The sequence below is a fragment of the Bacillus sp. FSL M7-0558 genome, from assembly GCF_038003245.1.
Lineage (GTDB): Bacteria > Bacillota > Bacilli > Bacillales > Bacillaceae > Bacillus > Bacillus pumilus.
This window is the reverse complement of sequence record NZ_JBBOOU010000001.1, coordinates 2,821,343-2,844,897: the sequence shown is the minus strand read 5'-3', so window position 1 is coordinate 2,844,897 and position 23,555 is coordinate 2,821,343. Positions and strand designations below refer to the sequence as shown.

Annotated in this window: 23 protein-coding genes and 2 pseudogenes; 21 read left to right on the top strand and 4 right to left on the bottom strand. The window is 41.5% G+C overall.

Annotated elements, in window-relative coordinates:
* Window positions 1-56: 56 nt before the first annotated feature.
* On the top strand, window positions 57-317 hold the full coding sequence (locus MHB79_RS14520) for a YugE family protein (RefSeq protein ID WP_003213422.1): 261 nt from the start codon (window positions 57-59) through the stop codon (window positions 315-317).
* Here MHB79_RS14520 and MHB79_RS14515 read toward each other — a convergent pair.
* Window positions 314-1,138, bottom strand: coding sequence for an alpha/beta fold hydrolase (locus MHB79_RS14515; RefSeq protein WP_137054471.1), 825 nt, complete (start codon window positions 1,136-1,138; stop codon window positions 314-316). The two genes, MHB79_RS14520 and MHB79_RS14515, sit on opposite strands and share 4 nt — an antisense overlap.
* A gap of 174 nt (window positions 1,139-1,312) precedes the next feature.
* On the opposite strand from MHB79_RS14515, the gene MHB79_RS14510 reads away from it, so the two are divergent.
* The 3 genes from MHB79_RS14510 (at window position 1,313) to yugI (ending at window position 3,598) form a co-directional block, all read left to right on the top strand.
* Window positions 1,313-1,813 carry an Lrp/AsnC family transcriptional regulator gene (locus tag MHB79_RS14510; RefSeq protein ID WP_003213765.1) on the top strand — a complete coding sequence of 167 codons (501 nt, stop codon included), beginning with the start codon at window positions 1,313-1,315 and terminating at the stop codon, window positions 1,811-1,813.
* The gene (locus MHB79_RS14505) at window positions 1,814-3,007 is read left to right on the top strand and encodes an aminotransferase (protein WP_003213272.1); all 1,194 of its coding nucleotides are present in this window, start codon (window positions 1,814-1,816) and stop codon (window positions 3,005-3,007) included.
* A gap of 198 nt (window positions 3,008-3,205) precedes the next feature.
* Complete coding sequence (gene yugI / locus MHB79_RS14500; protein WP_003213420.1) at window positions 3,206-3,598, top strand: S1 domain-containing post-transcriptional regulator GSP13; 393 nt, start codon at window positions 3,206-3,208, stop codon at window positions 3,596-3,598.
* A gap of 67 nt (window positions 3,599-3,665) precedes the next feature.
* On the opposite strand, the gene MHB79_RS14495 is transcribed toward yugI, so the two are convergent.
* Entirely contained in the window at window positions 3,666-3,902 is a 237-nt protein-coding gene (locus MHB79_RS14495; RefSeq protein ID WP_003212952.1) for a DUF378 domain-containing protein, read from the bottom strand.
* A 144-nt stretch (window positions 3,903-4,046) separates the two neighbouring features.
* Here MHB79_RS14495 and MHB79_RS14490 point away from each other — a divergent pair, with 144 nt between their 5' ends.
* The 5 genes from MHB79_RS14490 (at window position 4,047) to MHB79_RS14470 (ending at window position 8,879) form a co-directional block, all read left to right on the top strand.
* Entirely contained in the window at window positions 4,047-5,210 is a 1,164-nt protein-coding gene (locus MHB79_RS14490) for an iron-containing alcohol dehydrogenase (protein WP_335355742.1), read from the top strand.
* Between the two features lie 121 nt (window positions 5,211-5,331).
* Window positions 5,332-6,504: an iron-containing alcohol dehydrogenase gene (locus tag MHB79_RS14485; RefSeq protein WP_335355741.1), complete on the top strand. Its 1,173-nt coding sequence runs from the start codon at window positions 5,332-5,334 to the stop codon at window positions 6,502-6,504.
* Between the two features lie 126 nt (window positions 6,505-6,630).
* Window positions 6,631-7,986 carry a glucose-6-phosphate isomerase gene (locus MHB79_RS14480; protein WP_012011080.1) on the top strand — a complete coding sequence of 452 codons (1,356 nt, stop codon included), beginning with the start codon at window positions 6,631-6,633 and terminating at the stop codon, window positions 7,984-7,986.
* Between the two features lie 240 nt (window positions 7,987-8,226).
* Complete coding sequence (locus MHB79_RS14475) at window positions 8,227-8,445, top strand: spore germination protein (RefSeq protein ID WP_003213169.1); 219 nt, start codon at window positions 8,227-8,229, stop codon at window positions 8,443-8,445.
* A gap of 32 nt (window positions 8,446-8,477) precedes the next feature.
* Window positions 8,478-8,879 (top strand): YugN-like family protein, encoded by a 402-nt coding sequence (locus tag MHB79_RS14470; RefSeq protein WP_003212880.1) that lies wholly within the window; start codon window positions 8,478-8,480, stop codon window positions 8,877-8,879.
* On the opposite strand, the gene MHB79_RS14465 is transcribed toward MHB79_RS14470, so the two are convergent.
* Window positions 8,876-9,862, bottom strand: a complete 987-nt coding sequence (locus MHB79_RS14465) for a potassium channel family protein (protein WP_050944029.1) — start codon at window positions 9,860-9,862, stop codon at window positions 8,876-8,878. The genes MHB79_RS14470 and MHB79_RS14465 overlap by 4 nt on opposite strands.
* A gap of 118 nt (window positions 9,863-9,980) precedes the next feature.
* Between MHB79_RS14465 and MHB79_RS14460 the strand changes: the two genes are divergently transcribed.
* The 6 genes from MHB79_RS14460 (at window position 9,981) to MHB79_RS14435 (ending at window position 14,160) form a co-directional block, all read left to right on the top strand.
* Window positions 9,981-10,205, top strand: a complete 225-nt coding sequence (locus tag MHB79_RS14460) for a hypothetical protein (protein WP_003213467.1) — start codon at window positions 9,981-9,983, stop codon at window positions 10,203-10,205.
* Window positions 10,206-10,286: 81 nt separating this feature from the next.
* On the top strand, window positions 10,287-10,961 hold the full coding sequence (locus MHB79_RS14455) for a zinc metallopeptidase (protein ID WP_041816317.1): 675 nt from the start codon (window positions 10,287-10,289) through the stop codon (window positions 10,959-10,961).
* A 48-nt stretch (window positions 10,962-11,009) separates the two neighbouring features.
* Entirely contained in the window at window positions 11,010-12,302 is a 1,293-nt protein-coding gene (locus MHB79_RS14450; protein WP_340990050.1) for a hemolysin family protein, read from the top strand.
* Window positions 12,303-12,437: 135 nt separating this feature from the next.
* Window positions 12,438-12,839, top strand: a complete 402-nt coding sequence (locus MHB79_RS14445; RefSeq protein WP_212045479.1) for a secondary thiamine-phosphate synthase enzyme YjbQ — start codon at window positions 12,438-12,440, stop codon at window positions 12,837-12,839.
* Between the two features lie 16 nt (window positions 12,840-12,855).
* Window positions 12,856-13,887, top strand: coding sequence for a nitronate monooxygenase (locus MHB79_RS14440; protein ID WP_310025116.1), 1,032 nt, complete (start codon window positions 12,856-12,858; stop codon window positions 13,885-13,887).
* A gap of 24 nt (window positions 13,888-13,911) precedes the next feature.
* Window positions 13,912-14,160 (top strand): hypothetical protein, encoded by a 249-nt coding sequence (locus MHB79_RS14435; protein ID WP_050944026.1) that lies wholly within the window; start codon window positions 13,912-13,914, stop codon window positions 14,158-14,160.
* 21 nt (window positions 14,161-14,181) lie between these two features.
* Here MHB79_RS14435 and MHB79_RS14430 read toward each other — a convergent pair whose 3' ends face one another.
* A complete protein-coding gene (locus MHB79_RS14430) occupies window positions 14,182-14,922 on the bottom strand; it encodes a protein-glutamine gamma-glutamyltransferase (RefSeq protein WP_044140789.1) in 741 nt (246 codons plus the stop codon).
* 156 nt (window positions 14,923-15,078) lie between these two features.
* On the opposite strand from MHB79_RS14430, the pseudogene MHB79_RS19065 reads away from it, so the two are divergent.
* The 6 genes and pseudogenes from MHB79_RS19065 to tlpB form a co-directional block, all read left to right on the top strand.
* Window positions 15,079-16,128 (top strand): annotated as a pseudogene (locus MHB79_RS19065) (cache domain-containing protein); the annotation flags it as partial.
* Entirely contained in the window at window positions 16,120-17,070 is a 951-nt protein-coding gene (locus tag MHB79_RS19060) for a methyl-accepting chemotaxis protein (RefSeq protein ID WP_372706104.1), read from the top strand. The pseudogene MHB79_RS19065 and the gene MHB79_RS19060, both read left to right, overlap by 9 nt.
* 126 nt (window positions 17,071-17,196) lie before the next feature.
* Window positions 17,197-18,243: pseudogene (locus MHB79_RS19055) on the top strand (cache domain-containing protein); the annotation flags it as partial.
* On the top strand, window positions 18,238-19,188 hold the full coding sequence (locus MHB79_RS19050) for a methyl-accepting chemotaxis protein (protein WP_436232234.1): 951 nt from the start codon (window positions 18,238-18,240) through the stop codon (window positions 19,186-19,188). The pseudogene MHB79_RS19055 and the gene MHB79_RS19050, both read left to right, overlap by 6 nt.
* 176 nt (window positions 19,189-19,364) lie before the next feature.
* Complete coding sequence (locus MHB79_RS14415; protein WP_340990044.1) at window positions 19,365-21,341, top strand: methyl-accepting chemotaxis protein; 1,977 nt, start codon at window positions 19,365-19,367, stop codon at window positions 21,339-21,341.
* Window positions 21,342-21,506: 165 nt separating this feature from the next.
* Window positions 21,507-23,495 (top strand): methyl-accepting chemotaxis protein TlpB, encoded by a 1,989-nt coding sequence (gene tlpB / locus MHB79_RS14410; protein ID WP_339160415.1) that lies wholly within the window; start codon window positions 21,507-21,509, stop codon window positions 23,493-23,495.
* Window positions 23,496-23,555: the final 60 nt, after the last annotated feature.

Below are 23,555 nucleotides of genomic sequence, written 5' to 3'. Positions count from 1 at the left end.
CATTGTTGGTTGTGCTAAAATAAACATCACAAAATTTATTATAAGCGGTGATACCGATGAAAGATAGTCAAGCTGTAGAAGAGATGATTCAACTCATTAAGGCATGGGACCCTTTTCAATATGGGGAGGACTTTTATGAAACGGAGCCTGCTGACGTCATCAGTGCATTATACGACGCAGAAGACTCTTTATCTTTAGCAAAAGACATTCAAGCCATTTATCATCACTCATTTGAGCAGCTCCTGCCTTTTGAGAGCTGTCAACATATAGCGAATCAGCTTTTCGTCATACGAGACAGCAGCTCCTGCACACGCTAAGACAGGCTGAAATGTCCGATTTGATCAGACACAAAGACCGGATTTTCCTCAGGAACGAGGTGCCCGGTTTTTTTTAATGCGTGCAAGGTCGAGTTTGGCAGATCCTTGTGTAGCCTCTCTCCTATTTGGATGGGGACGATTCGATCTTCCTCACCCCAAATGAGCAGCACGGGTGTCTCCATTTTCTTTAGGACATCCGAGGTCAAATCCCCTTCCCGGTGCCGAATCAAGCGGAAAATCCCTCGGAAAATTTGATCATCAGAAAAAGGCTTTAAATATCCATCCACCATCTCTTGATCAATGATGGAATGATCATGCACAACAGCCGTTAAATTTTTCATGATGCCTTGCTTCAAGAGCTTTCTTTTAAGATAGAGATAAAAATAAGGAATATATGTGCTGTAAACAACTGATCTCTTTGATTTATTTAAATATCCTGAGCTGCACAAAAGGACCGCCTTTTCAAATAGGTCTGGCCGTTCAGATGTGGCATATAAAGCAATTTGGCCGCCCATCGAATGACCCACAAGGATCGCATGCTGAATCTGTAAGTAACCAGCTAGCTCGATAATGATCTTTGCCATGTTGCGATAGCTGTAAATAAACGTATTCGACTTCTCGGACTGTCCAAATGGCGGCAGATCGATCGCGATTAAATTGAAGTCTTGTTTCAGAAGCGGGATGAGCTTTCGATAGCTGAAGGTAGAAGAGAAAAGACCATGAATTAAGATCAATGTTTTCTTCCCCTGATTTGGATAGTGCTCGTAATAGATGTCTAAACCGAATTTACTTTTCATATAAGCTGGCTGAACAATGTCCATACTCATCACTCCGATACTTGATACTCTCTGTTAGGTGACTGTATTGTACCCTAAAAAGTGGATTTTAAGCTATGGTTAGCATCTTTTCCCTGCTTAGCATAATGGGAAAAACGTGCTATAATGTTCAGAAGATTTTTTAAAACTAGCTTTTTACAATCTGAGGTGTGAAATCAAATGAAACTAACAGAAAAAGAAACTGAAATATTAGAGATTTTAGATGAAAACAGCCGTGCCGATTTAAATACAATTGCAAAAATGGCAGGCGTGACAACAGAAGAAGCAGAAGCGATTATTCAAAAACTTGAAGATCAAAAAGTCATTATTGATTACTCAACCATGATTGACTGGCGTAAAGTAGATGGTCATGAAGGCGTCACAGCCATGATTGATGTCAAAGTGACACCAAAAAGAGGCGTCGGATTTGATGAAATTGCTGAACGTATTTATCGCTTTCAGGAAGTGGAGTCTGTCTATCTCATGTCAGGTGTTTACGATCTATCTGTTGTGATCCGCGGAAGATCTATGTCTGATATTGCCCGCTTCGTGTCTGAAAAATTATCTACACTTGATTCCGTTGTTTCAACAACTACCCACTTTATTTTGAAGAGATATAAACATGATGGGAAAGTGTTTGAAACAGGAGACGATGACAAAAGAATCGTGGTGTCACCTTAAATGAAAAAGTCTTATTTATCTGAAACGGTACAAAGCATTCAGCCGTCAGGTATTCGGAAATTCTTTGATTTGGCAGCCACAATGGAAGGGGTCATTTCCCTTGGTGTCGGCGAGCCAGATTTCGTGACAGCTTGGAATGTCAGAGAAGCAAGTATTATGTCATTAGAACAAGGGCTTACCTCTTATACGGCGAATGCAGGGTTATTATCTTTGCGAAAAGAATTGAGCAACTATTTATATAAGCGGTTTCACATTGACTACAGTCCTGAAGAAGAACTGATTATCACAGTTGGCGGAAGCCAGGCACTTGATTTGGCGTTTCGTGCGATTTTAAACAGCGGGGATGAAGTGATCATTCCAGAGCCTTGTTTCGTAGCATATGGGGCCCTTACGACACTTGCGGGCGGAGTACCTGTTTATTTAAGTACATCGGCTGAAAAAGATTTCAAAGCAGACTCTACGGATCTTCGCACGAAGCTGACGCCTAAGACAAAAGCGATCCTGCTTTGCTCACCGTCAAATCCAACTGGTTCTGTCTATTCAAAGGAAGAGCTTGAAGATATTGCTCAATTTGCAAAAGAGCATGACCTTCTCATTATCACAGATGAGATTTACGCAGAGCTGACGTACGATGAAGCTTTTACAAGCGTTGCGGCAATTCAAGATATGAAGGAAAGAACGATCCTCATTTCAGGCTTTTCAAAAGGGTTTGCTATGACTGGCTGGCGCTTAGGATATGTGGCAGCACCACCTGTACTGCGCGATGCCATGCTGAAAATACACCAATATTCTATGATGTGCGCGCCCTCAATGGCACAATATGCAGCAGAAGAAGCCTTGAAAAATGGGCTTGAAGATGTAGAGAAAATGAAGAAAAGCTACAGAAGGCGGCGAAATTTGTTTGTCGGCTCTTTGAATGAACTGGGGCTCACATGTCACCAGCCAAACGGCGCATTTTACGCTTTCCCGTCCATTAAAACGACGGGCATGACGTCAGAACAATTTGCTGAGGAGCTGCTCCTAAGTGAAAAAGTAGCCGTAGTCCCTGGTAATGTCTTCGGACCGAGTGGTGAAGGTCATATTCGTTGTTCATATGCTTCGTCTCTTGACCATCTTCAGGAATCACTTTCAAGAATCCAGCGCTTTTTGCAGGAACGACAAGTGAAAGAAGAAGCACCTGCCATCATCAAATAAAAAAAGGCATCAATCCATTAGGACTCATGCCTCTCAAATTAGGGGGGAATACTAGAAAGCATTCTTGTTTTCAGGTATTCCCCCTTTTGAACTGATCTAAACCCAATTAAAAAATATTTTGCGTAAAAGACCGTTCTGTGATATAGTTTTTAATTGCGTATAAACGAATATTAAAACATTTATTTAGGAGTTGTTATCATGGCGACAAAGTTTGAAGTAGGCAGTGTTTACACTGGTAAAGTAACAGGATTACAAGCGTATGGTGCGTTTGTTGCATTAGATGAAGAAACTCAAGGACTTGTGCATATTTCTGAAGTAACACATGGTTTCGTAAAAGACATCAACGAGCATCTTTCAATTGGTGACGAAGTTCAAGTGAAAGTTCTTTCTGTTGATGAAAAAGCTGGTAAAATCAGCCTTTCTATCCGTGCTACACAAGAAGCACCTGAAAGAAAAGAAAGCAAACCAAAGAAACAAAGACCACAGCAAGTGAAAGAAGAAGCTGCTACACCACAAGGTTTCAATACACTTAAAGATAAACTTGAAGAGTGGATTGAGCAATCTAACCGTAAAGATTTGATCAAGAAATAAAAAAAGCACCGCTTCAAACGGTGCCTTTGGCTGCCTCGTATAGGCGGCCTTTTTTATGTCTTTTTGTTTAGCGAACCTCTGGATTCGGCTCGTCACGGCGAACAGCTTCTTCGCTTGGCTTGAACAATAGACCAAGGTTAACAAGACCTGCAATTCCAACAAGACCATAAATAATACGTGATAATGCAGAGCCTTGTCCGCCAAATATCGCTGCTACTAAGTCAAATTGAAAAAAGCCGATTAGTCCCCAGTTAATAGCACCGATAATCGTGAGCACGAGGGCAATACGCTGAATAGCACTCATCGTGATTCCTCCTTTCGCTACAGCATCAATACATTTATATTTTGCAGATTTTTAGCCAAACTATGCGTAAGAAAATGGATTAAAGCAAATTACTTTACTTTTGGAATGATTGAGGCGCATAATGTAGCGCGAGGAGGAGATCAAATGGATCGATTTACTTATTGGAACCCAACGAAATTAATATTTGGAAAGGGAGAAGTTTCAGCCCTTTCAGATGAACTCAAACACTACGGAAAAAACGTATTACTTGTATATGGTGGAGGCAGTATTAAACGAAACGGCCTTTATGACCAAGTTGTCAGCATCCTAAAAGAATCAGGAGCTGCAATCACTGAACTTGCTGGTGTTGAGCCAAACCCGCGCTTAACAACGGTAAGAAAAGGGGTTGAGCTTTGCAAAGAGAACAACGTTGACTTTATTTTGGCAGTTGGCGGCGGCAGTGTTATTGATGCAACGAAAGCGATCGCAGCCGGAGCGAAGTACAATGGAGATGCTTGGGATATCGTGACGCGTAAGCATGTCCCAATGGAAGCAATTCCGTTCGGTACGGTGTTAACCCTTGCTGCAACAGGCTCTGAAATGAACTCTGGATCAGTGATCACAAACTGGGAAACAAATGAGAAATATGGCTGGGGAAGTCCAGCAGTTTTCCCTAAATTCTCTATTCTTGATCCAGTGAACACGTTCACTGTGCCAAAAAACCATACGATTTATGGCATGGTTGATATGATGTCTCACGTGTTCGAACAATATTTCCATCACACGGAAAATACACCTTACCAAGACCGTATGTGTGAAGGGCTTCTTCGTACGGTCATTGAAACAGCTCCGAAGCTGATCAACGATCTTGAGAACTATGAGCTGCGTGAAACGATCTTATTCACTGGTACCATTGCGCTCAATGGTATGCTGTCAATGGGAGCACGCGGTGACTGGGCATCTCACAACATCGAGCATGCGGTATCTGCTATCTATGATATCCCTCATGCAGGCGGACTTGCGATCTTGTTCCCGAACTGGATGAAGCATGTCATTCAGGAAAACCCAGGCCGCTTTAAACAATTAGCGGTACGCGTATTCGATGTGGACCCTGCGGGCAAAACAGACGAAGAAGTAGGCTTAGAAGGAATCGACAAATTGTCAGCTTTCTGGACAAGTCTTGGCGCACCGAACCGTTTAGCGGACTATGATATCAACGATGAGAAAATTGATTTAATCGCAGATCGTGCAATGGCACGCGGTGAATTTGGTCAATTTAAAAAGCTAAACAAAGAAGATGTTCTAGCTATTTTGAATGCTTCTTTATAATCAAACAATGAAAAGATAATTGCTTTCGAGCAGTTATCTTTTTTTGAGTTCGACGTGTACATATGTTAAAGTAGTCTTTCATGTTTTTGGATATATACGCTGTAAGGAGATGTATCAACAGATGGAAAATTTTATTTATTATAATCCAACGAAATTAATGTTTGGAAAAGAACAACTAGACGGACTAAAAAGCGAACTCGCTCGTTATGGAAAACGAGTGTTACTTGTATATGGTGGAGGCAGCATTAAGAAAAATGGTCTTTATGATAATGTGATCAGCGCGTTAAATGAAGCAGAAGCTGACGTATTTGAGCTGTCAGGTGTTGAACCAAACCCGCGCCTCACCACAGTGAAAAAAGGAATCGACATCTGCCAAAATGAAAAAATTGATTTCCTATTAGCTGTTGGCGGCGGCAGTGTGATCGACTGTACAAAAGCGATTGCAGCCGGAGCGGAATATGACGGAGATGTGTGGGACATTATCTCAAAGAAAACAACCGCTCAAAAAGCATTGCCGTTTGGCACAGTGCTCACACTTGCGGCAACTGGTTCAGAAATGAATCCAGACTCTGTCATCACAAACTGGGAAACAAATGAAAAATATGTGTGGGGCAGTTCAGTCACTCATCCTGCTTTTTCAATTTTAGACCCTGAGCATACTTATTCAGTGCCAGAAAACCAGACGGTGTACGGCATGGTCGATATGATGAGCCACGTCTTCGAGCAATACTTCCATAATGTGAAAAACACGCCGCTACAGGATCGAATGTGTTTTGCTGTTCTTCAAACAGTCATTGAGACAGCACCAAAACTGCTTGAAGACTTACAAAACTATGAGCACCGTGAAACGATCCTTTACGCAGGAACGATCGCTTTAAATGGAACGCTGCAAATGGGTTACTTTGGCGACTGGGCGTCCCATACGATTGAGCATGCAGTATCGGCTGTCTATGACATTCCGCATGCAGGCGGACTTGCGATCCTCTTCCCAAATTGGATGCGTCATACACTCGATCACAATGTGGATCGCTTTAAAAATCTCATGCTAAACATGTTTGACATCGAGACAGAGGGAAAATCTGATCGTGATATCGCATTAGAAGGAATCGACAAGCTGTCAGCCTTCTGGACAAGCCTCGGTGCACCAAGCCGTCTAGCAGATTATGACATTGGTGAAGATCAGCTGGACAAAATTGCCGACATTGCGGCGAAAGAAATGGAATACGGTGGTTTTGGTAACTTTATGAAACTTGATCGTGATGACATTCTTTCTATTTTGAAAGCTTCTTTATAATCCTTCGTGCCGTTTCTCTCTATGAGAAACGGCTTTTTGCTATGGGAGTGACGATCACTTGATTTCAATAGCTAGTTCCGCTAAAGTGAAAGGGATAGAACTAACGTAATGGAGGGCTTACAAGCGATGACACATATTCAATTTGACTACTCAAAAGCGTTACCTTTCTTTCAAGAGCATGAGCTTACATATTTAAAAGATTTTGTGAAGGTGGCCCATCATAATATTCATGAACAAACGGGTACAGGCAGTGATTATTTAGGCTGGGTTGACTTGCCGAAGCAATATGATCGCGAAGAATTTGCCCGCATTAAAAAAAGTGCAGATAAAATTAAGTCAGACTCTGATGTCTTGCTTGTTGTCGGAATCGGCGGTTCGTATCTCGGCGCACGTGCGGCGATTGAATTTTTGAACCACTCTTTCTATAACACGCTACCAAAAGGCAAACGCAAGACGCCGCAAATCATCTTTATTGGAAACAACATCAGTTCTTCTTATTTAACAGATGTGATGGATCTATTGGAAGACGCAGATTTCTCTATTAACGTCATTTCAAAATCTGGTACAACAACAGAGCCAGCGATTGCGTTCCGCATCTTTAAAAAGCTCCTCATTGAAAAATACGGTGCCGAAGAAGCGAAAAAACGTATTTATGCAACAACGGACAAGGCACGCGGTGCATTGAAAACATTAGCAACAGAAGAAGGCTACGAATCATTTATCATCCCTGATGATGTAGGTGGACGTTATTCAGTCTTAACAGCAGTGGGTCTATTGCCAATCGCTGTGAGCGGTGCAGACATTGATCAGATGATGGAAGGTGCGGCAAAAGCAAGCGAAGACTTCGCTTCATCTGAGCTTTCTGAGAATGCGGCATACCAATATGCTGTCGTCCGTAATGTCCTTTACAATAAAGGCAGAACGATTGAAATGCTGATTAACTATGAGCCAGGATTGCAATACTTTGCAGAATGGTGGAAACAATTATTCGGTGAAAGTGAAGGGAAAGATGAAAAAGGAATCTACCCTTCATCTGCGAACTTCTCAACAGATCTTCATTCACTTGGTCAATATGTTCAAGAAGGAAGAAGAGACTTGTTTGAAACAATCGTTAATGTAGACAAGCCTCGTCATGAGCTTGTCATCGAAGCAGAAGAACAAGACCTTGATGGCTTGAACTATCTAGCAGGAAAAACGGTTGATTTCGTTAATAAAAAAGCATTTGAAGGAACGATGCTTGCTCATACAGATGGAAAAGTACCGAATTTGATCGTCACAATTCCTGAGATGGATGCTTATACATTCGGATATCTCGTTTACTTCTTTGAGAAAGCATGCGCGATGTCTGGATATCTACTAGGCGTTAATCCATTTGACCAGCCTGGCGTAGAAGCTTATAAAGTGAATATGTTTGCTTTATTAGGAAAACCAGGCTTCGAAGAGAAAAAAGCCGAGCTTGAAAGCCGCCTGAAACAATCGTAAGAATGAAAAGCACACCTTTCAGCGTGATAGAAAACCTTTGAAGTCTAGGAAGGGCGAGCACTGGCGCGGAGCGAATTTAACATTCGTGAGCACCAAGCGCGCAGATCTGACAACGAATGCAAGGGTTTGTCTACACGCTGAGCACACCTTTGAAGGGTGTGCCTTTTTTATTTTCGCACGGTTCCTGTGCAAGCCTCCTTTCGCTCTGTACATAGAATAATGAGTAGAGGAGGGTGAAACATGAGAACGAATCATATTTACATTCACGATATTTCTGGCCAGGCAATCGTCAACTTTGGCAATGTCGGACGCATTTGTCCTATGAGTGCTACGAAGGAAACATCAGGGTCCGGCAGTGCGAACGAGACGAATCAATCATCCAATCAAAGCTTATTTGATGCCACTTTTTCAAACAATGTACAAATCACGAGAGATAGATGTATGAATTCCTCTCTTTAACGAAACCTATTAGACAAAAAGGAGGGTTTCGTATGATTCATGTACCATCCAGGCTGACTGGTGAAAGCTTTTCACTTTACCATTTAGAAGAGACGATGAAGCCGCTCGGCTATGTTATTAATGGTAACTGGGATTACGATCACGGATACTTTGATTATAAAATTGATAATCGTGATGGCTATACCTTTCTCAGAGTTCCTTTTACAGCCGAAAAGGGCCAGCTGGATCAGCCAGGCGTTGTGGTGAAACTGGGAGATCCATTTCTCTTAAAGCATGTCTATCAAGATAAGTTAGATGATCATGCGATGGTTGGAAATGTGGGAGCATCCTTTAATCAATTCCAAGAACCAAAAGAGAAAGATGGAGATGTATCAAAAGCTTATACTGAGATTGGCTTTTCGCTCGTCAAGGAATTAGAAGACGCACTGCTTTAAAGGCTGATCAGTTCATCCTCAGGATGAAGCTCATAATCAAAGGGAGGATTCATCATGGGTCCTTCTTTTTTTTGTACACCGACAATGATCACATGATGCTCTAAAAAATGATGGAGCGCTGTTAAGAATGTTTCTCCGGCTAACGAAGCTGGAACCGGTATGATGGTGATCTGTTTATGCAAGGTCATATGACGTTTTTTCTTTAACGCTTTGAACTGTTCCTTTAAAAGAAAATGCTCGACCATTAAATGATTGACTGCATCAGAGGTATGAATGACTTGATTGGCGCCAGCCCGCTCGGCATTTTTCACGTAACGATCTGTTAAAATTTCAATTAAACAGTAGAGTGAAGGGTTTAATCCTTTTGCTGCAAGTAATGTTAAAACACTCTGCATATCAGCTGTCACTTCATTCTCGTGCTGATCTGCGGTAATCATCAGTGCATCTGCACCTGAAATATTGGCTTTGCGAAGTGTGCCATCTTCGGTGCCATGCCCTTTAATAAAATGAACATTCTCTAGAAGCGGCCCTTCCTTCAAGGAATCATCAATTAGCACAATCGGCATAGCTGGATCAATCGTTTGAAATGACTGAAGCAATTTGTTCGTTTTTTCATTCCAACCGACGATAATGAGATGTCCTTTTCCTTTAAACGCGACCTTCCCTTCTACATAATGGTGCTGCTTGCTGAACACAGCGGCAGCGAGTGTGGCAAAATAAGCCGTGACAAAGCTTGCCCCGATCAGAATCAGCGCCATACCTGCGATTTGTCCGGGAATGGTTTGCGGCACAAAATCACCATAGCCGACCGTCGCGACTGTAATGAGAGCCCACCAGATCCCATCAAAGATCGTATGATACTGCTTCGGTTCAAGCAAGACGATTAATTGTCCAAAAAAAAGAAGCAAGAAACAGATGATGATGGCAATTCGAAGATAGAGAGGCCACCTTAGCCAAGCAATAAAGATACGGTTTGATTTCATTGGACTCTTCCTTTCAGGAGACTGCTAATGTCAGTATGCCCGATTGAGGAAACATTTTTTCATCTTCGTCATGTAGATCCCATATCTTAAAATAAGAGAGAAGAAGGAGGGAATGCGAATGTCGTTCGTTCAAAAGACCGTACTTCTTTTTATCGGCGCTCACTTTTTATCATCAGCTATGATCTTACTTGTGTTTGACTTAAATGCGGTGAATCATTTTATGAATGATTTTTCATGGCTGCACTTTTTTCAAAACCTATACGGAACGGTGACCTTTTATACAGCATGCTTAGGTGTGTTCTTCTTTTTCATTGGCGTGGTGATCCCCCTTAAAAAGACCTAGTGCTTTTTTCTGTACACGTTACATAAAAGTCATTAAAATTGTAAATAAATATATAAAATAAAAAGGAAGCTGATGAGCATGCTGTTTTTTTATTTTTTAACTTTTGCCGCATTGGGATTATCATTTTGGGCACAATTTAAAGTAAAGAATAATTTTGAAAAGTATTCAAAGGTTGAAGCATCCAGTATGAAAACAGGTGCGGAAACCGCTCGACATATTTTAGATCGCAACGGGTTATACGACGTGCCTGTTGAACCGGTAAGAGGAACTTTGACTGATCATTACGACCCGACGCAGCGTGTGGTTCGCTTATCTGAACCTGTGTACTACGGCCATTCCATTTCGGCCATTTCAGTCGCATCACACGAGGTTGGACATGCCTTGCAGCATCAGGAATCCTATGGTGCGCTTGTCTTGAGACATAAGATTTTTCCTGTCGTGAACTTTGCATCTGGCGTTGCCCCGCTTCTTTTCCTTGGTGGAATCTTACTTGGCAGCCTTAACTTAATCGGGCTTGGGATCATTTTGTTCTCAGCGGCTGTGTTCTTTCAGCTTGTGACATTGCCTGTCGAGTTTAATGCAAGTTCTCGTGCGAAAGATATCATTGTTTCAGAAGGAATCATTAGAAGCAGTGAAGAAAGAGGCGTGAACAAGGTGTTAAATGCTGCCGCTCTTACGTACGTCGCAGCAGCCCTTGTCTCCTTGTTTGAATTGCTCCGTTTTGTAATGATCTTCCTAAATGGCCGTAATGATTAATTGATGCCAGAGGAGGTGAGCCCTTACCGTTGTTAGGTAAGGGTTTTTTTGTATATTTTAAACGTATTTTTAGTCATATTACTCATTGCTGCGACAGCGTTTTTTGTTGTCACTGAATTTGCGATTGTGAAAATTAGAGGCTCTAAAATCAATCAGCTGATTGAAAGCGGTGATAAGAGAGCCATTCACGTACAAAAGCTCATATCAAATCTCGATGAATATTTATCCGCCTGTCAACTCGGCATTACCATTACCGCTTTAGGCTTAGGGTGGCTGGGCGAGCCGACGGTGGAGCATTTTCTGCATCCGCTGTTTGAGGAATTAGGGCTTCATTCCGCATTAACCGACATCCTATCGTTTATCATCGCATTTGTGATCATTACGTTTTTACATGTCGTTGTGGGAGAACTGGCGCCTAAAACGATTGCCATTCAAAAGGCAGAGGCGGTCAGCCTTGTGACAGCAAAGCCACTCATCTTTTTCTATAGAGTCATGTACCCGTTTATTAAAGCATTAAATGGGGCGGCACGAGGCATTGTGAAATTATTCGGTTTTCATTCTGTCAAAGAACATGAAGTGGCGATCAGTGAGGAAGAATTGCGTCTCATTTTATCTGAAAGCTATGAAAAGGGTGAGATTAACCAGTCTGAGTACAAATATGTGAATAAAATTTTTGAATTTGATAACCGAGTGGCGAGAGAGATCATGATTCCTCGTACAGAAATTTCAGCCATAGAGATTGAACAGACGCTTGAAGACGTGACACATTATATGTTGAACGAAAGATACACACGCTACCCCGTCATTAAAGAAGACAAAGATCATGTGATTGGTGTCATCAATAGCAAAGATGTGTTTAAGGCGAGTTTCCTGAATCAAGATGTGACGATTGAAGACTTAATGCGTCCTGTGATACGAGTGATTGAAAGTACGCCTGTTCAAGAATTGCTCATTTTGATGCAAAAGGAACGAATTCATATGTCAGTGCTCGTAGACGAATATGGAGGAACAGCCGGACTTGTCACAGTAGAGGACATATTAGAGGAAATCGTGGGCGAAATTCGAGATGAATATGATCAGGATGAAACACCTCATATCGTCAAAAAAGGTGACTTCCACTATGTAATGGATGGGAAAGCCTTGATTGATGAAGTAAATGATTTATTGGATTTAGCCATTGAGAATGATGATGTTGATACAATTGCTGGCTGGATGATGACACATAAATTTGATATTGAGATTGGAGATAAGATTGAAGCAGAAGGCTGTGAATTTACCATCATAGATGCAGAAGACCATCATATTCGGACCATTGACATCAAAAAGGTCCACTTTTCCTAAAAACCTCGTAACACTTGACGAGGTTTTTTTACTTGGTAAACTTTAGGTGAGATAATGCCTTCTACCGATAAACAGTGATTGACTTCACATAATAAGGGTATGGTTTGATAGAAATGACAAAAAGGAGCCGCTCATATGAAAAAAATTAATGTACAAACAAATAGACGCGATGAGATGATCGACGTGACGAACGAGGTCCATCAATATATCAAGGAAACAGGTATTCAAAACGGAACCGTCATCGTCTACTGTCCTCATACGACAGCAGGGATGACCATTAATGAAAATGCGGACCCAGATGTGAAACGAGATATGCTCCGCCGGCTTGACGAAGTCTTTCCGTGGGAACATCCGAAGGACCGCCATATGGAAGGAAATACAGCCGCACATATGAAAGCGAGCTTTATGGGTGCTACGCAGCATATTCTCATTAATCATGGTGATCCTGTCCTTGGCACATGGCAGGGAATTTATTTCTGTGAGTTTGACGGGCCGAGACATCGCCATTTTTATATACAGGTATCATCAAACGAGTAAGAGATGGGGGAAATAAATGGGGGATATCACGAAATTACTGCAAATCAAATATGGGATTATTCAAGCGCCAATGGCAGGAGGTGCCGTGACACCTCAGCTGGCAGCCGCTGTTTCGCAATGCGGAGGACTTGGCAGTTTGGCAAGTGGATATGTGCAGCCTGACCATTTGAGGCAGCAGATCAGACAGGTCAAACAACTGACAACTCGCCTGTTTCAGGTCAATGTATTTGTACCAGAGCCAATTCCTGAAGTCAAAAAAGAGGATGTGGCATTTTGGGAGAAGAGACTGCCAGCACGACCAGTAGCCGATAGACTGCCGAGCGAAGAGGAATTGTGGAATGATTTTGAACAGAAAATCAACATTCTTTTGGATGAGGACGTACCGGTCGTTTCCTTTACCTTCGCTTGTCCAAACGAACAAACGATACACCGCTTAAAACAAAAGGGGATCTTTTTAATTGGAACCGCCACAACAAAAGAGGAAGCACTGCTTTTAGAGGAAAAAGGGATGGATGCCATTGTTCTGCAAGGAAGTGAAGCAGGGGGTCACCGAGGTACCTTTTTACCTGCAAAAGGAGATGCCCTGATGGGACTCTTTAGCCTGATCTCTGACGTCAAGCCGCTTTGTCATGTGCCATTGATCGCCGCAGGCGGGATTACAGATCGAGCAGGTGTGGAAGCCGCTCTAGCACTTGGAGCGGATGCGGTGCAAATCGGCACACGATTTTTAGCCAGTCAGGAAAGTGCTGCGGCAGACATATACAAAAAGGCGATTTTACAGGCAGCAAGCAGTGAAACAAAGATCACGAAGCTTTTTTCTGGAAAAAGAGCAAGAGGTATTGTGAATCAGTGGATGGAGGAAGAAAGACAGAATGAAGATAGGGTTCTTCCTTATCCGGTTCAGCATGTATGGACGACACCGATGCGAAAAGCAGCTGCGGCGGCGGGAAACCCTGATCAAATGGCTCTTTGGGCAGGACAGGGCGTTGGCCGTATTCACTCGATTTTAACCGTTGAGGAGATCATGCATGAACTAACGCACATATAAAATCATGTTGGGGGGTGTGAAAGGGTGGACATCTTAAAACATTCATACCGAAAAAAAGGACAAATTGAATTTTGGTTTGATGAATTTCCGCACTCTCCTGCCGTCCTTACGCCCATTCGTCATTACTATTTTGTTCGTTATGTAAAATGGAGCCGGCACGATCCGCCGGTCACAAGAAAAGACTTAGAAAAAATGGAGCTCCTTGCGAACACGATGCTTGGCACGCTGCAAGATTATCGAAAGCGCAAGGCATACAAAAGCCCCTTGTCATAACCACTAGACAAGAGGCTTTTTTTAGCTGCCGAACATTTGCCTGAGATAAATCACATCCATCCGGGTGGTCTGCGGCAATAGATAAGCAGATTGAACAGCACCTGGCCGCCTTCTCTTATTCAATTTGTCGATAATTTCTGCCGCTGTTAAAATCCCAAGTCCATGTCCGTAATATTGATCTTCTCCTAAGTAAATCACATTTTCCCCGCGCCACTGTGACTGCTGATAGCTAAATTCTGGATTCTCGAAATATAAGCAATCCCCATAGATAAAGTCATTCCCGCGCTCTGTATAAATCGACAATGTATCATAATGCCAGTCATACAGAGTTAGACTGCGAAGCCTTCGGTTAAACTTCTCGTCTCCTACCGTTTGCAAGACGCCCATATAAAACACGATGACAATGGCGGTGGCACATTCAAATGCATATTGTGAGCCATTTTCAAAAATGTCTTTAATGCCTCTAGATGGTTCGACTTGATAGCGCAGCTCTAGTGCTCCTGCTTCAGATACGCGCCAAAAGGCGTCATTTGCACGAGACCTTTGAAAGATGGCAAATGAGGCACCACTTTTATGCAAATCTCTTGCAGCATTCATAATGTTCGATCTCAATGTAACCTCAAATAACAAATCAGATGCTTGCCTGTAGCGGAACGTATCATTTGAGGCTTGTAACTGCATCAAAATGATCCGCTTTTGTCCCTCTAGCTGAAATGAAGCCAGCTGCTCATTTGTCACTGGCTGTCCTGAAAGGATAATCATATGAAAAGCGCCCCCTTTTGTATTAGCGTATGCAGGGTGCTTGGGCAAGGAATCAATTTGTGTAAATAAACAAAAAAGCATCCTTTTTATTTGAAAAACATGAAAATAATATGAAGCTGTCCGATATATAACATATCGTTTAAAAGGAGGAAAAACATGAAAAATGCAATAAAATGGTTGAAAAAACCATCGATTTCTAAGAGACTGATTATTTCATTCACTCTCGTCCTTGTCTTGCCAATTATTACACTCAGTACGATTTCATATCAGATTGCCAAAGAAGAATTAGATCATGAAATCATGTACGGAGCAAAAGCAAGAGTCAATGAACTGAATGACATGATCCAGCAAAAGCTGATGAATAAGGAAAACGCAGTAAAACTCTTTACTGAAACAGCTACTGCTGCAGACTTTAAAAAGAACAACCAGGACAAGCTGTATGAGCATTTTGAGATATACAGCAAAATCAATGAAGATGATGTGGTTGGGTTTTATGCAGCAAGTAAAAAGCGTGACTTCATTCAGTTTCCTAAAGTAGATATGCCAAAAGGCTATGATCCAACAACGCGCGATTGGTATCAACTAGCTATGCAGGATGAGAGTGGTAATCCAGTTGTCACCAATCCATACATTTCTGCCACAACAAACGGCATGGTTGTCACGATTGCCCAGCGCCTGAAGGACGGGGCGGGAGTGATCGGAATCGACATTGATGTACAAGACATTGTCGATAAAATAAAAGAGATTAAAATTGGACGAGAAGGATACCCAATTATTGCGAATAAAAACAAGCAAATTGTGGCCCATCTAGAAGAAAAATCAGGATCTAAGGTTACTGAAAATATTTCATCTATCCTTTACAGCGGAAAAGAAGGAACATCAACTTATGAGAATAAAGGAGAACAAAAACGTCTCGTTTTTGTGACAAATGATTTAACAGGTTGGAAAATTGCTGGAACGATGTTTGTATCAGAAACAGAAGAAGCAGCACAGCCAGTTTGGAATTCTGCCATTATTCTTTTAATTTCTTCCTTTATCCTTGGCGGTATTGCGATCTTCTTTATCGTTCGCTCCATCACAATTGGACTTCGAAAGCTTGTTGATTTCTCAGAAAAGGTGAGTGATGGTGATTTAACCGAAACCCTTGAAACCAAATCGAAGGATGAAATTGGAGATCTCACAAGAAGCTTTAGCAAAATGAGTGAATCCCTTCGTGACGTCATTCGAGCGGTACAGCAATCTGTCGACAATGTGGCTTCCGCTTCCGAGGAGCTGACGGCAAGTGCCAGCCAAACAAGTCAAGCAACTGAGCATATCACGATGTCGATTGAACAATTTTCAAATGGAAATGAAGCACAAAACGAGAAAGTCGAATCTAGTACGAATCAGCTTGTGGCAATGAATGAAGGATTACAAGGCATGTCACAAACGTCATCAGAAGTGGCTACTGTCTCACTTCAATCGACAGAGGCAGCTGGTCAAGGCGGCCGAATAGTTGAAAGCACAGCGAGCCAAATGAAACATATTGATACATCTGTACAAGAAGCAGAACAAGTCATGAAGCAATTAGAATATAAGTCTAAAGATATTACGAGCATTTTAAATGTCATTAACGGCATTGCAGATCAAACGAATCTTCTTGCGTTAAATGCAGCCATCGAAGCAGCAAGAGCAGGCGAATCAGGACGCGGCTTCTCTGTCGTGGCAGAAGAAGTGAGAAAATTAGCTGTCCAATCGGCAGACTCAGCGAAAGAAATAGAAAAGCTCATTCAAGAAATTGTGTTAGAAATTGCTAAATCTCAAGATATGTTCAAAACGGTCAATCGAGAAGTACATGCAGGACTTGGTATGACAGAAGAAGCAAAAGAAAGCTTCCAGAACATTTATGAGGCGGCAGAAGGAATGTCGAAAAAACTGACGCAATTAAACGATACAGCCATTGATCTATCGAGCGGTTCGAAGCTAGTTTCACAAGCTATGCAGGAGATGCGTCAAGTCTCTAGAGAAAGTGCTGCAAACATTCAGGACATTGCGGCTTCTGCTGAAGAGCAACTGGCATCTATGGAAGAAATATCATCTTCTTCAGTGACACTTTCTAACATGGCAGAGGAACTAAAAGAGCTCACAAGTCAATTTAAAATTGATTAAATAATGATAAAAAAATACCCAGAATTGTCTGGGTATTTTTTTTATATTTTAAACATCGTTTTCAGCCTGTAAAAATAAACCTTTCATCCGATAATAACTTTAGAGAAGTAAAGGGGGAAAGAGAAAATGGGGAAAATGATTCAATGGTTAAAAAAACCATCCATTTCAAAAAAATTAATTATTGCCTTTTTGGTAGTCCTTATCCTGCCAACCACTGCACTGACAATTAGTGCGTTTTTTACATCAAAGACAGAGCTAGACAAACAGATTATGGGCAGTGCGATGAGTCAAGTCAATGCATTTGATACTTTAATCAATGAGAATATAGGAAACAAAGCAGACGCTGTGGCTCTGTTTACAGACTCACTCAAAGCGTCTAATCTTCAAGAAAAAAATAGAAATGCGACCATCAAAGCATTGCAGCAATTTGGAAAAATTAATGAAAAAGATGTTTCTGCTATCTATGCAGGCTCCGAAAAGGGATTGTTTATGCAATATCCAGTTCAAAAGATGCCTGATGGCTACGATCCAAGAGAGCGTCCATGGTATCAAGAAGCGCTCAATGCAGAGAACGGTAAACAAGTCATCACAAAACCATACGTAGCAGCCTCCACAGGCAAAATGGTCATCACGATTACTCAAAAAATGAAAGATGGGTCAGGTGTTATTGGACTTGATATGGAAATTGACACCCTGATTCAAAAGTTAAAAGAAATCAAAATTGGGCAAAAAGGCTATGCCTTCATCATGGAGAAAGATAAAACAGTTTTAGCAGATCCGACCCAAAAGCCAGGAAGTCAGGTCAATGAGAATCTAGCAAATATTATTTATCAAAACAAAGAAGGAAACGGCAGCTACACACTCAAAGGAATAGATAAAAAGGTTGCGTATGTGACCAACGAATTAACCGGCTGGAAAATCGGTGGAACGATGCTCGTATCAGAAGTAGAAGATGCAGCAAAGCCCGTTTTCAATACAGCCCTTATTGTGTTCAGTGTGACACTTATCGTAGCAGGTACCCTCATCTTCTTTATCGTCCGCTCTATATCTAAAAGATTATCCAACCTTGCCCGCTTCTCGAAAAAAGTCAGCGAAGGTGATTTGCGCGATAAGCTTCAGATCCAATCAGATGACGAAATTGGCCAAGTTGGGAAAGGCTTTAATACAATGATTGACTCATTAAGAACCCTCATTGGTGCCGTCCAAACCTCAGTCGAAAATGTCGCTTCTTCATCAGAAGAACTGACCGCCAGCGCAGGGCAAACAAGTAAAGCAACAGAGCATATTACACTAGCCATTGAACAATTTTCCAATGGAAATGAAAGTCAAAATGACAAAGTCGAATCCAGCTCAGAAGAGTTAGATGAAATGAACCGTGGCCTTCAGCACATGAATGAGTCGGCTGAATCCATTACTGCTTCATCGATCAAATCAACAGATATCGCAGGGGAAGGCGGACAGCTTGTCGAAAAAACCGCTTCTCAAATGAATGTCATTGATCAGTCCGTGAAAAAAGCAGAGAATGTCATCAGCGCTCTTGAAAGTAAATCAAAAGACATTACACAAATTCTAGGTGTCATCAATGGTATCGCCGACCAAACGAATCTACTTGCGCTAAATGCAGCAATTGAGGCAGCAAGAGCTGGGGAATCTGGCAGAGGCTTCTCCGTTGTAGCAGAAGAAGTAAGAAAACTGGCTGTTCAATCAGCCAATTCGGCGAAAGAAATCGAGAATTTGATTAAAGAAATCGTTCAAGACATCGATGTATCACAGGAAGTATTCACTGCAGTGAATCGAGAAGTTCAATCAGGCCTAAGCTTCACTGAACAAACAAGAGTCAGCTTCCACAATATTTTCGAAATGACAAAAGAAATTTCTGACCAGCTGCAAACGATGAATCAAACGGTTATCCAGCTTTCAAATGGCTCTGCACATGTGTCAGAGGCTGTCCGTGAGATTGCAGACGTCTCTCGTGAAAGCTCCGCAAACATTCAAGACATTGCGGCTTCAGCGGAAGAACAGCTCGCATCTATGGAAGAAATCAGCTCCTCCTCTGCTACGCTTTCATCAATGGCAGAAGAATTGCGTGATTTGATCAGCAAATTTAAAGTCGAATAGACAAAATGAAAAGAGCCCTTCAGTTAAAGGGCTCTTTTTCAATCGAATAAATCAAAAGAAATAGGTAAATTTACTCATTTTAATTAGATTTCGAACATTACCCCTTGAAAAATAATTCATATTACCTAAGAATAGAAGGGAAATACCACAAATTATAATTCAAAAGGAGTAGAGTCATGAAAAAAATCAACTTTTTTAAGCATTTTACAATGTCCAAGAAATTAATTACTGCATTCTTAGCGATTCTCCTAGTGCCAATTCTCGTATTGGCAGCATTTTCTTATGAAGTGGCATCAAAGTCTCTCAATAATGAGATTATGTCTAGTGCTGCAAATGGTGTTCAGCAATTAAACGAACTCATTAATAAAGATGTACAGCCTAAAATTGATATCGTTTCTTATTTATCGAAATCGGTGAAAAAGAGTGAATTGACTTCTAAAAATAAGGATTTACTCAAGGTGAAATTAAAGCAATTATCGGAAACAGACGAAGATGTTGTGGAAGTATTCATTGCAGATCAAAATGGTAAACTAACCGAATATTCCGAGATTCATAAAGGTAGTGAAGCGAGTGCAAAAAACGAACCGTGGTTTCAACAATCGATGAGAGATGAGAAACTCATCATTTCAGATCCTTTTGCCGACAAGTCATCAGATGACCTGCTCATCAGAATATCGGAACAGCTAGCAGATGGTTCTGGTGTGATTGGAATCAATGTGCGCTTGAACACGATCGTGAAAGATACAAACAGCATCAAAATAGGCAAAGAAGGCTATGCGTTTGTCGCGACTTCAGATCAGCATTATATTGCCCATAAAACAGACAAGCCTGGGGCGAAATTGACAGGTGATTTCATCACGAAATTGTACGCTAAAAAACAAGGCAGTTTCAAATATGAATACAATGGACAGCCGAAGCAAATGTTCTTTGACACAAATGAAGCAACAGGCTGGAAGCTTGCTGGAACCATGTATGTGGACGAAGTCAAAGAAGCTGCACAACCAGTGCTCGACTTAACAATGATCATACTGGCAGTTGCGATTGCCATAGGCGGAATCGCGATTTATTTTATTATTAAATCGATCCGAAAGCCACTGATAGCGCTCTCTGAATCGGCTGAGAAAATCAGTCAGGGTGATCTGACCCAGCACATTGAAGTTCGTACGCACGATGAAATCGGCAAGCTTGCGCAGAGCTTTAACGAGATGTCAGCTAAGCTGAAACAAGTCATTCAAGCTGTTCAAAATTCCATCGAAAATGTGGCCGCCTCTTCTGAAGAATTAACAGCAAGTGCGGGACAGACCGCTCAAGCGACTGAGCATATCACATCATCTATTGAACAGTTCTCAAACAGCAATGAACATCAAAATGATATGATCGAAAAAAGCTCAATTCAGTTGAACGAAATGGATCGCAGCTTGTCCCATATGGTCGATACGACCTCTCATATGATGGAATCGTCGATTGATTCAAGCAAAACGGCTCAGGCTGGTGGAGAGCTTGTTCAAAAAACAGCAGGGCAAATGCAAACCATCGAGCAGGCAGTAAAAGAAGCAGAGCTTGTGATTCAAGGCTTAGAGCAGAAATCAAAAGATATTACGAACATTCTGGGTGTCATTAACGGCATTGCCGACCAGACCAATCTCCTAGCTTTAAATGCTGCGATAGAAGCCGCTCGGGCAGGAGAAGCAGGCAGAGGCTTCTCTGTTGTTGCAGAAGAAGTTCGTAAGCTGGCAGAGCAATCCGGAAGCTCTTCAAAGGAAATTGAAAGCTTGACGAACGAGATTGTAGAGGAAATTGAAAAATCACAGAACATGTTTAAACAAGTAGCAGGTGAAGTACAATCTGGATTAAACATTACAGATGAAACGAAAATCAGCTTTGAGAAAATTTCCGATAAAACATCAGAAATGACAGAACAAATGAAACAAATGAACGGAACGGCTAAAGAACTCTCGCACGGCTCAAATGATATTTCACATGCGGTGAATCAAATTAAAGAGCTTTCACGAGAAAGCTCCGCAGGCTTCCAAGATATCGCAGCATCCGCAGAAGAACAGCTGGCATCGATGGAAGAGATCAGTTCCTCCTCTGCTACGTTATCTCAGATGGCAGAAGAGCTAAGAGAGCTCATTAAACAATTTAAAATATAAGAATATAGGGAAGCACCTGACGTTTTGGCGTCAGGTGTTTTTTCCATTCAATACATATAATTTGGGTATTTTGGTCTTATTTAGACTTTAATAAGTTAAAAAAGTAAAGAACATAGTAGTACTTCCGATATATATACTATCTTACTAAAAGGAGTTTTCTTTTTTATGAAATTCATACAGTATTTCAGGAAGCCATCTATTTCAAAAAAGCTCGTATTCTCTTTCTTATTTATTCTCTTATGCCCAATCATTGTGTTGGCATTCTCTTCATATCATACGGCGAGTACTTCTTTGAATGATCAAATCATGCAAAGTGCAAAGGAGAACGTCGAGCAGCTAGATAAAAATATTACGAAGGTTGTGAAAGTGAAAACAGACGCAGCCGATTTCTTTAGCAAATGGATCACGGAGAAAAAGCTTAAGCAAAAAGGCACGACAGATATTCAAGGACGGTTTGAGCAGTTCATGAGTATGAATGATGACACAGAAGGCATTTTTGTCGCTTCAAGTGATGGCAAAGTGTTTTCAAGATATCCTAATAAAAAAATGCCTGCTGACTATGTCGCAACGGAGCGGGATTGGTATAAAGACGGCTGGGAGAAAAACGGAGAGCTGTCTGTTTCAGCACCGTATCCAACAGCTTCCACAGGTACGCTTGTGGTCACCATCTCTAAAAAGTTAGAAGACGGATCAGGAGTCATTGCAATGAACCTAGACATTGCGAATCTAGTAAAAGAATCAAATAGCATAAACATTGGGAAACAGGGTTATGCCTTTATCGGAAGTCCGGATCGTACCTTTGTTGCCCATCCTACGAAAAAAGCGGGAACAAAATTATCTGGTGAATGGCTAGAAAAGCTTTATTCACAAGATGAAGGTTCTATGAGTTATATGTTTGAAGGAAAAGAAAAGCAAATGGAATTCACCACAAACAAAGCGACTGGCTGGAAAATTGTCGGTACGATGTTTGTGACAGAAGTAGAAGAAGCTGCACAGCCAGTCTTTAACATGGCCGCTATCATTTTAGCTGGCGCGCTCATCATTGGCGGGATTCTGATCTTCTTGATCATCCGTTCCATTACAAAACCACTATCTATACTTGTCTCTTCTTCAAAGAAAATCAGTGAGGGAGATTTAACAGAAAAAATTGATGTCCGGTCAAAAGATGAAATTGGACAGCTAGGCACAAGCTTTAATGAAATGAGTGAATCATTAAGAGATGTCATCCAAGCTGTACAAACATCTGTAGAAAACGTGGCTTCTTCATCTGAAGAACTGACAGCAAGCGCAGGTCAAACAACAAAAGCAACCGAACATATTACATCATCTATTGAAACATTCTCAAACGGCAACGAAAATCAAAGCGAAATGGTGGAGCAAAGTGCGGCTCATTTAAAACAAATGAATGAAGGTCTGAACGAGGTCGCAGAAACATCTGATGTCATCGCAGCATCATCTATTCAATCAAGAACAGTCGCGGAATCAGGCGGGCAGCTTGTGGAGCAAACCGTTGGCCAAATGAAGACGATCGACCATTCAGTGAAAGAAGCTGAAGGGGTGATCAACGGGCTAGAGCATAAATCAAAAGACATCACAAACATCCTGGGCGTGATTAACGGCATTGCCGATCAAACGAATTTACTTGCACTCAATGCAGCTATTGAAGCAGCACGTGCAGGTGAGTCAGGCAGAGGCTTCTCTGTTGTCGCAGAGGAAGTACGTAAACTTGCAGTTCAATCATCAGATTCAGCAAAAGAGATTGAAAAGCTTGTGAAAGAAATTGTATCTGAAATCGAAACATCTCAAAATATGTTTAAATCAGTGAATGAAGAAGTGAAGAATGGTCTTTCCATTACAGATCAAACGAAAGAAAGCTTCTCACAAATTAATCAGCAAACAGCGGAAATCGCTACAAGAATGAATGAAATGAATACAACAGTACGCGAGCTTTCAAAAGGATCTGAGCAAATTTCTAAAGCAGTGTATGAAATTGCAGATGTATCACGAGAGAGTTCAGCAAGTATCCAAGATATCGCTGCATCTGCTGAAGAGCAACTTGCTTCTATGGAAGAGATTAGTTCTTCCTCTACGACTCTTTCCCAAATGGCGGAAGAATTACGTGATTTAATTAAAAAATTCAAGATCAGCGAATAAGATCAAGTGGTTCTCCTCAAGGGGAACCGCTTTTCTTTTTAAGCGGTCATCTCGTACAAT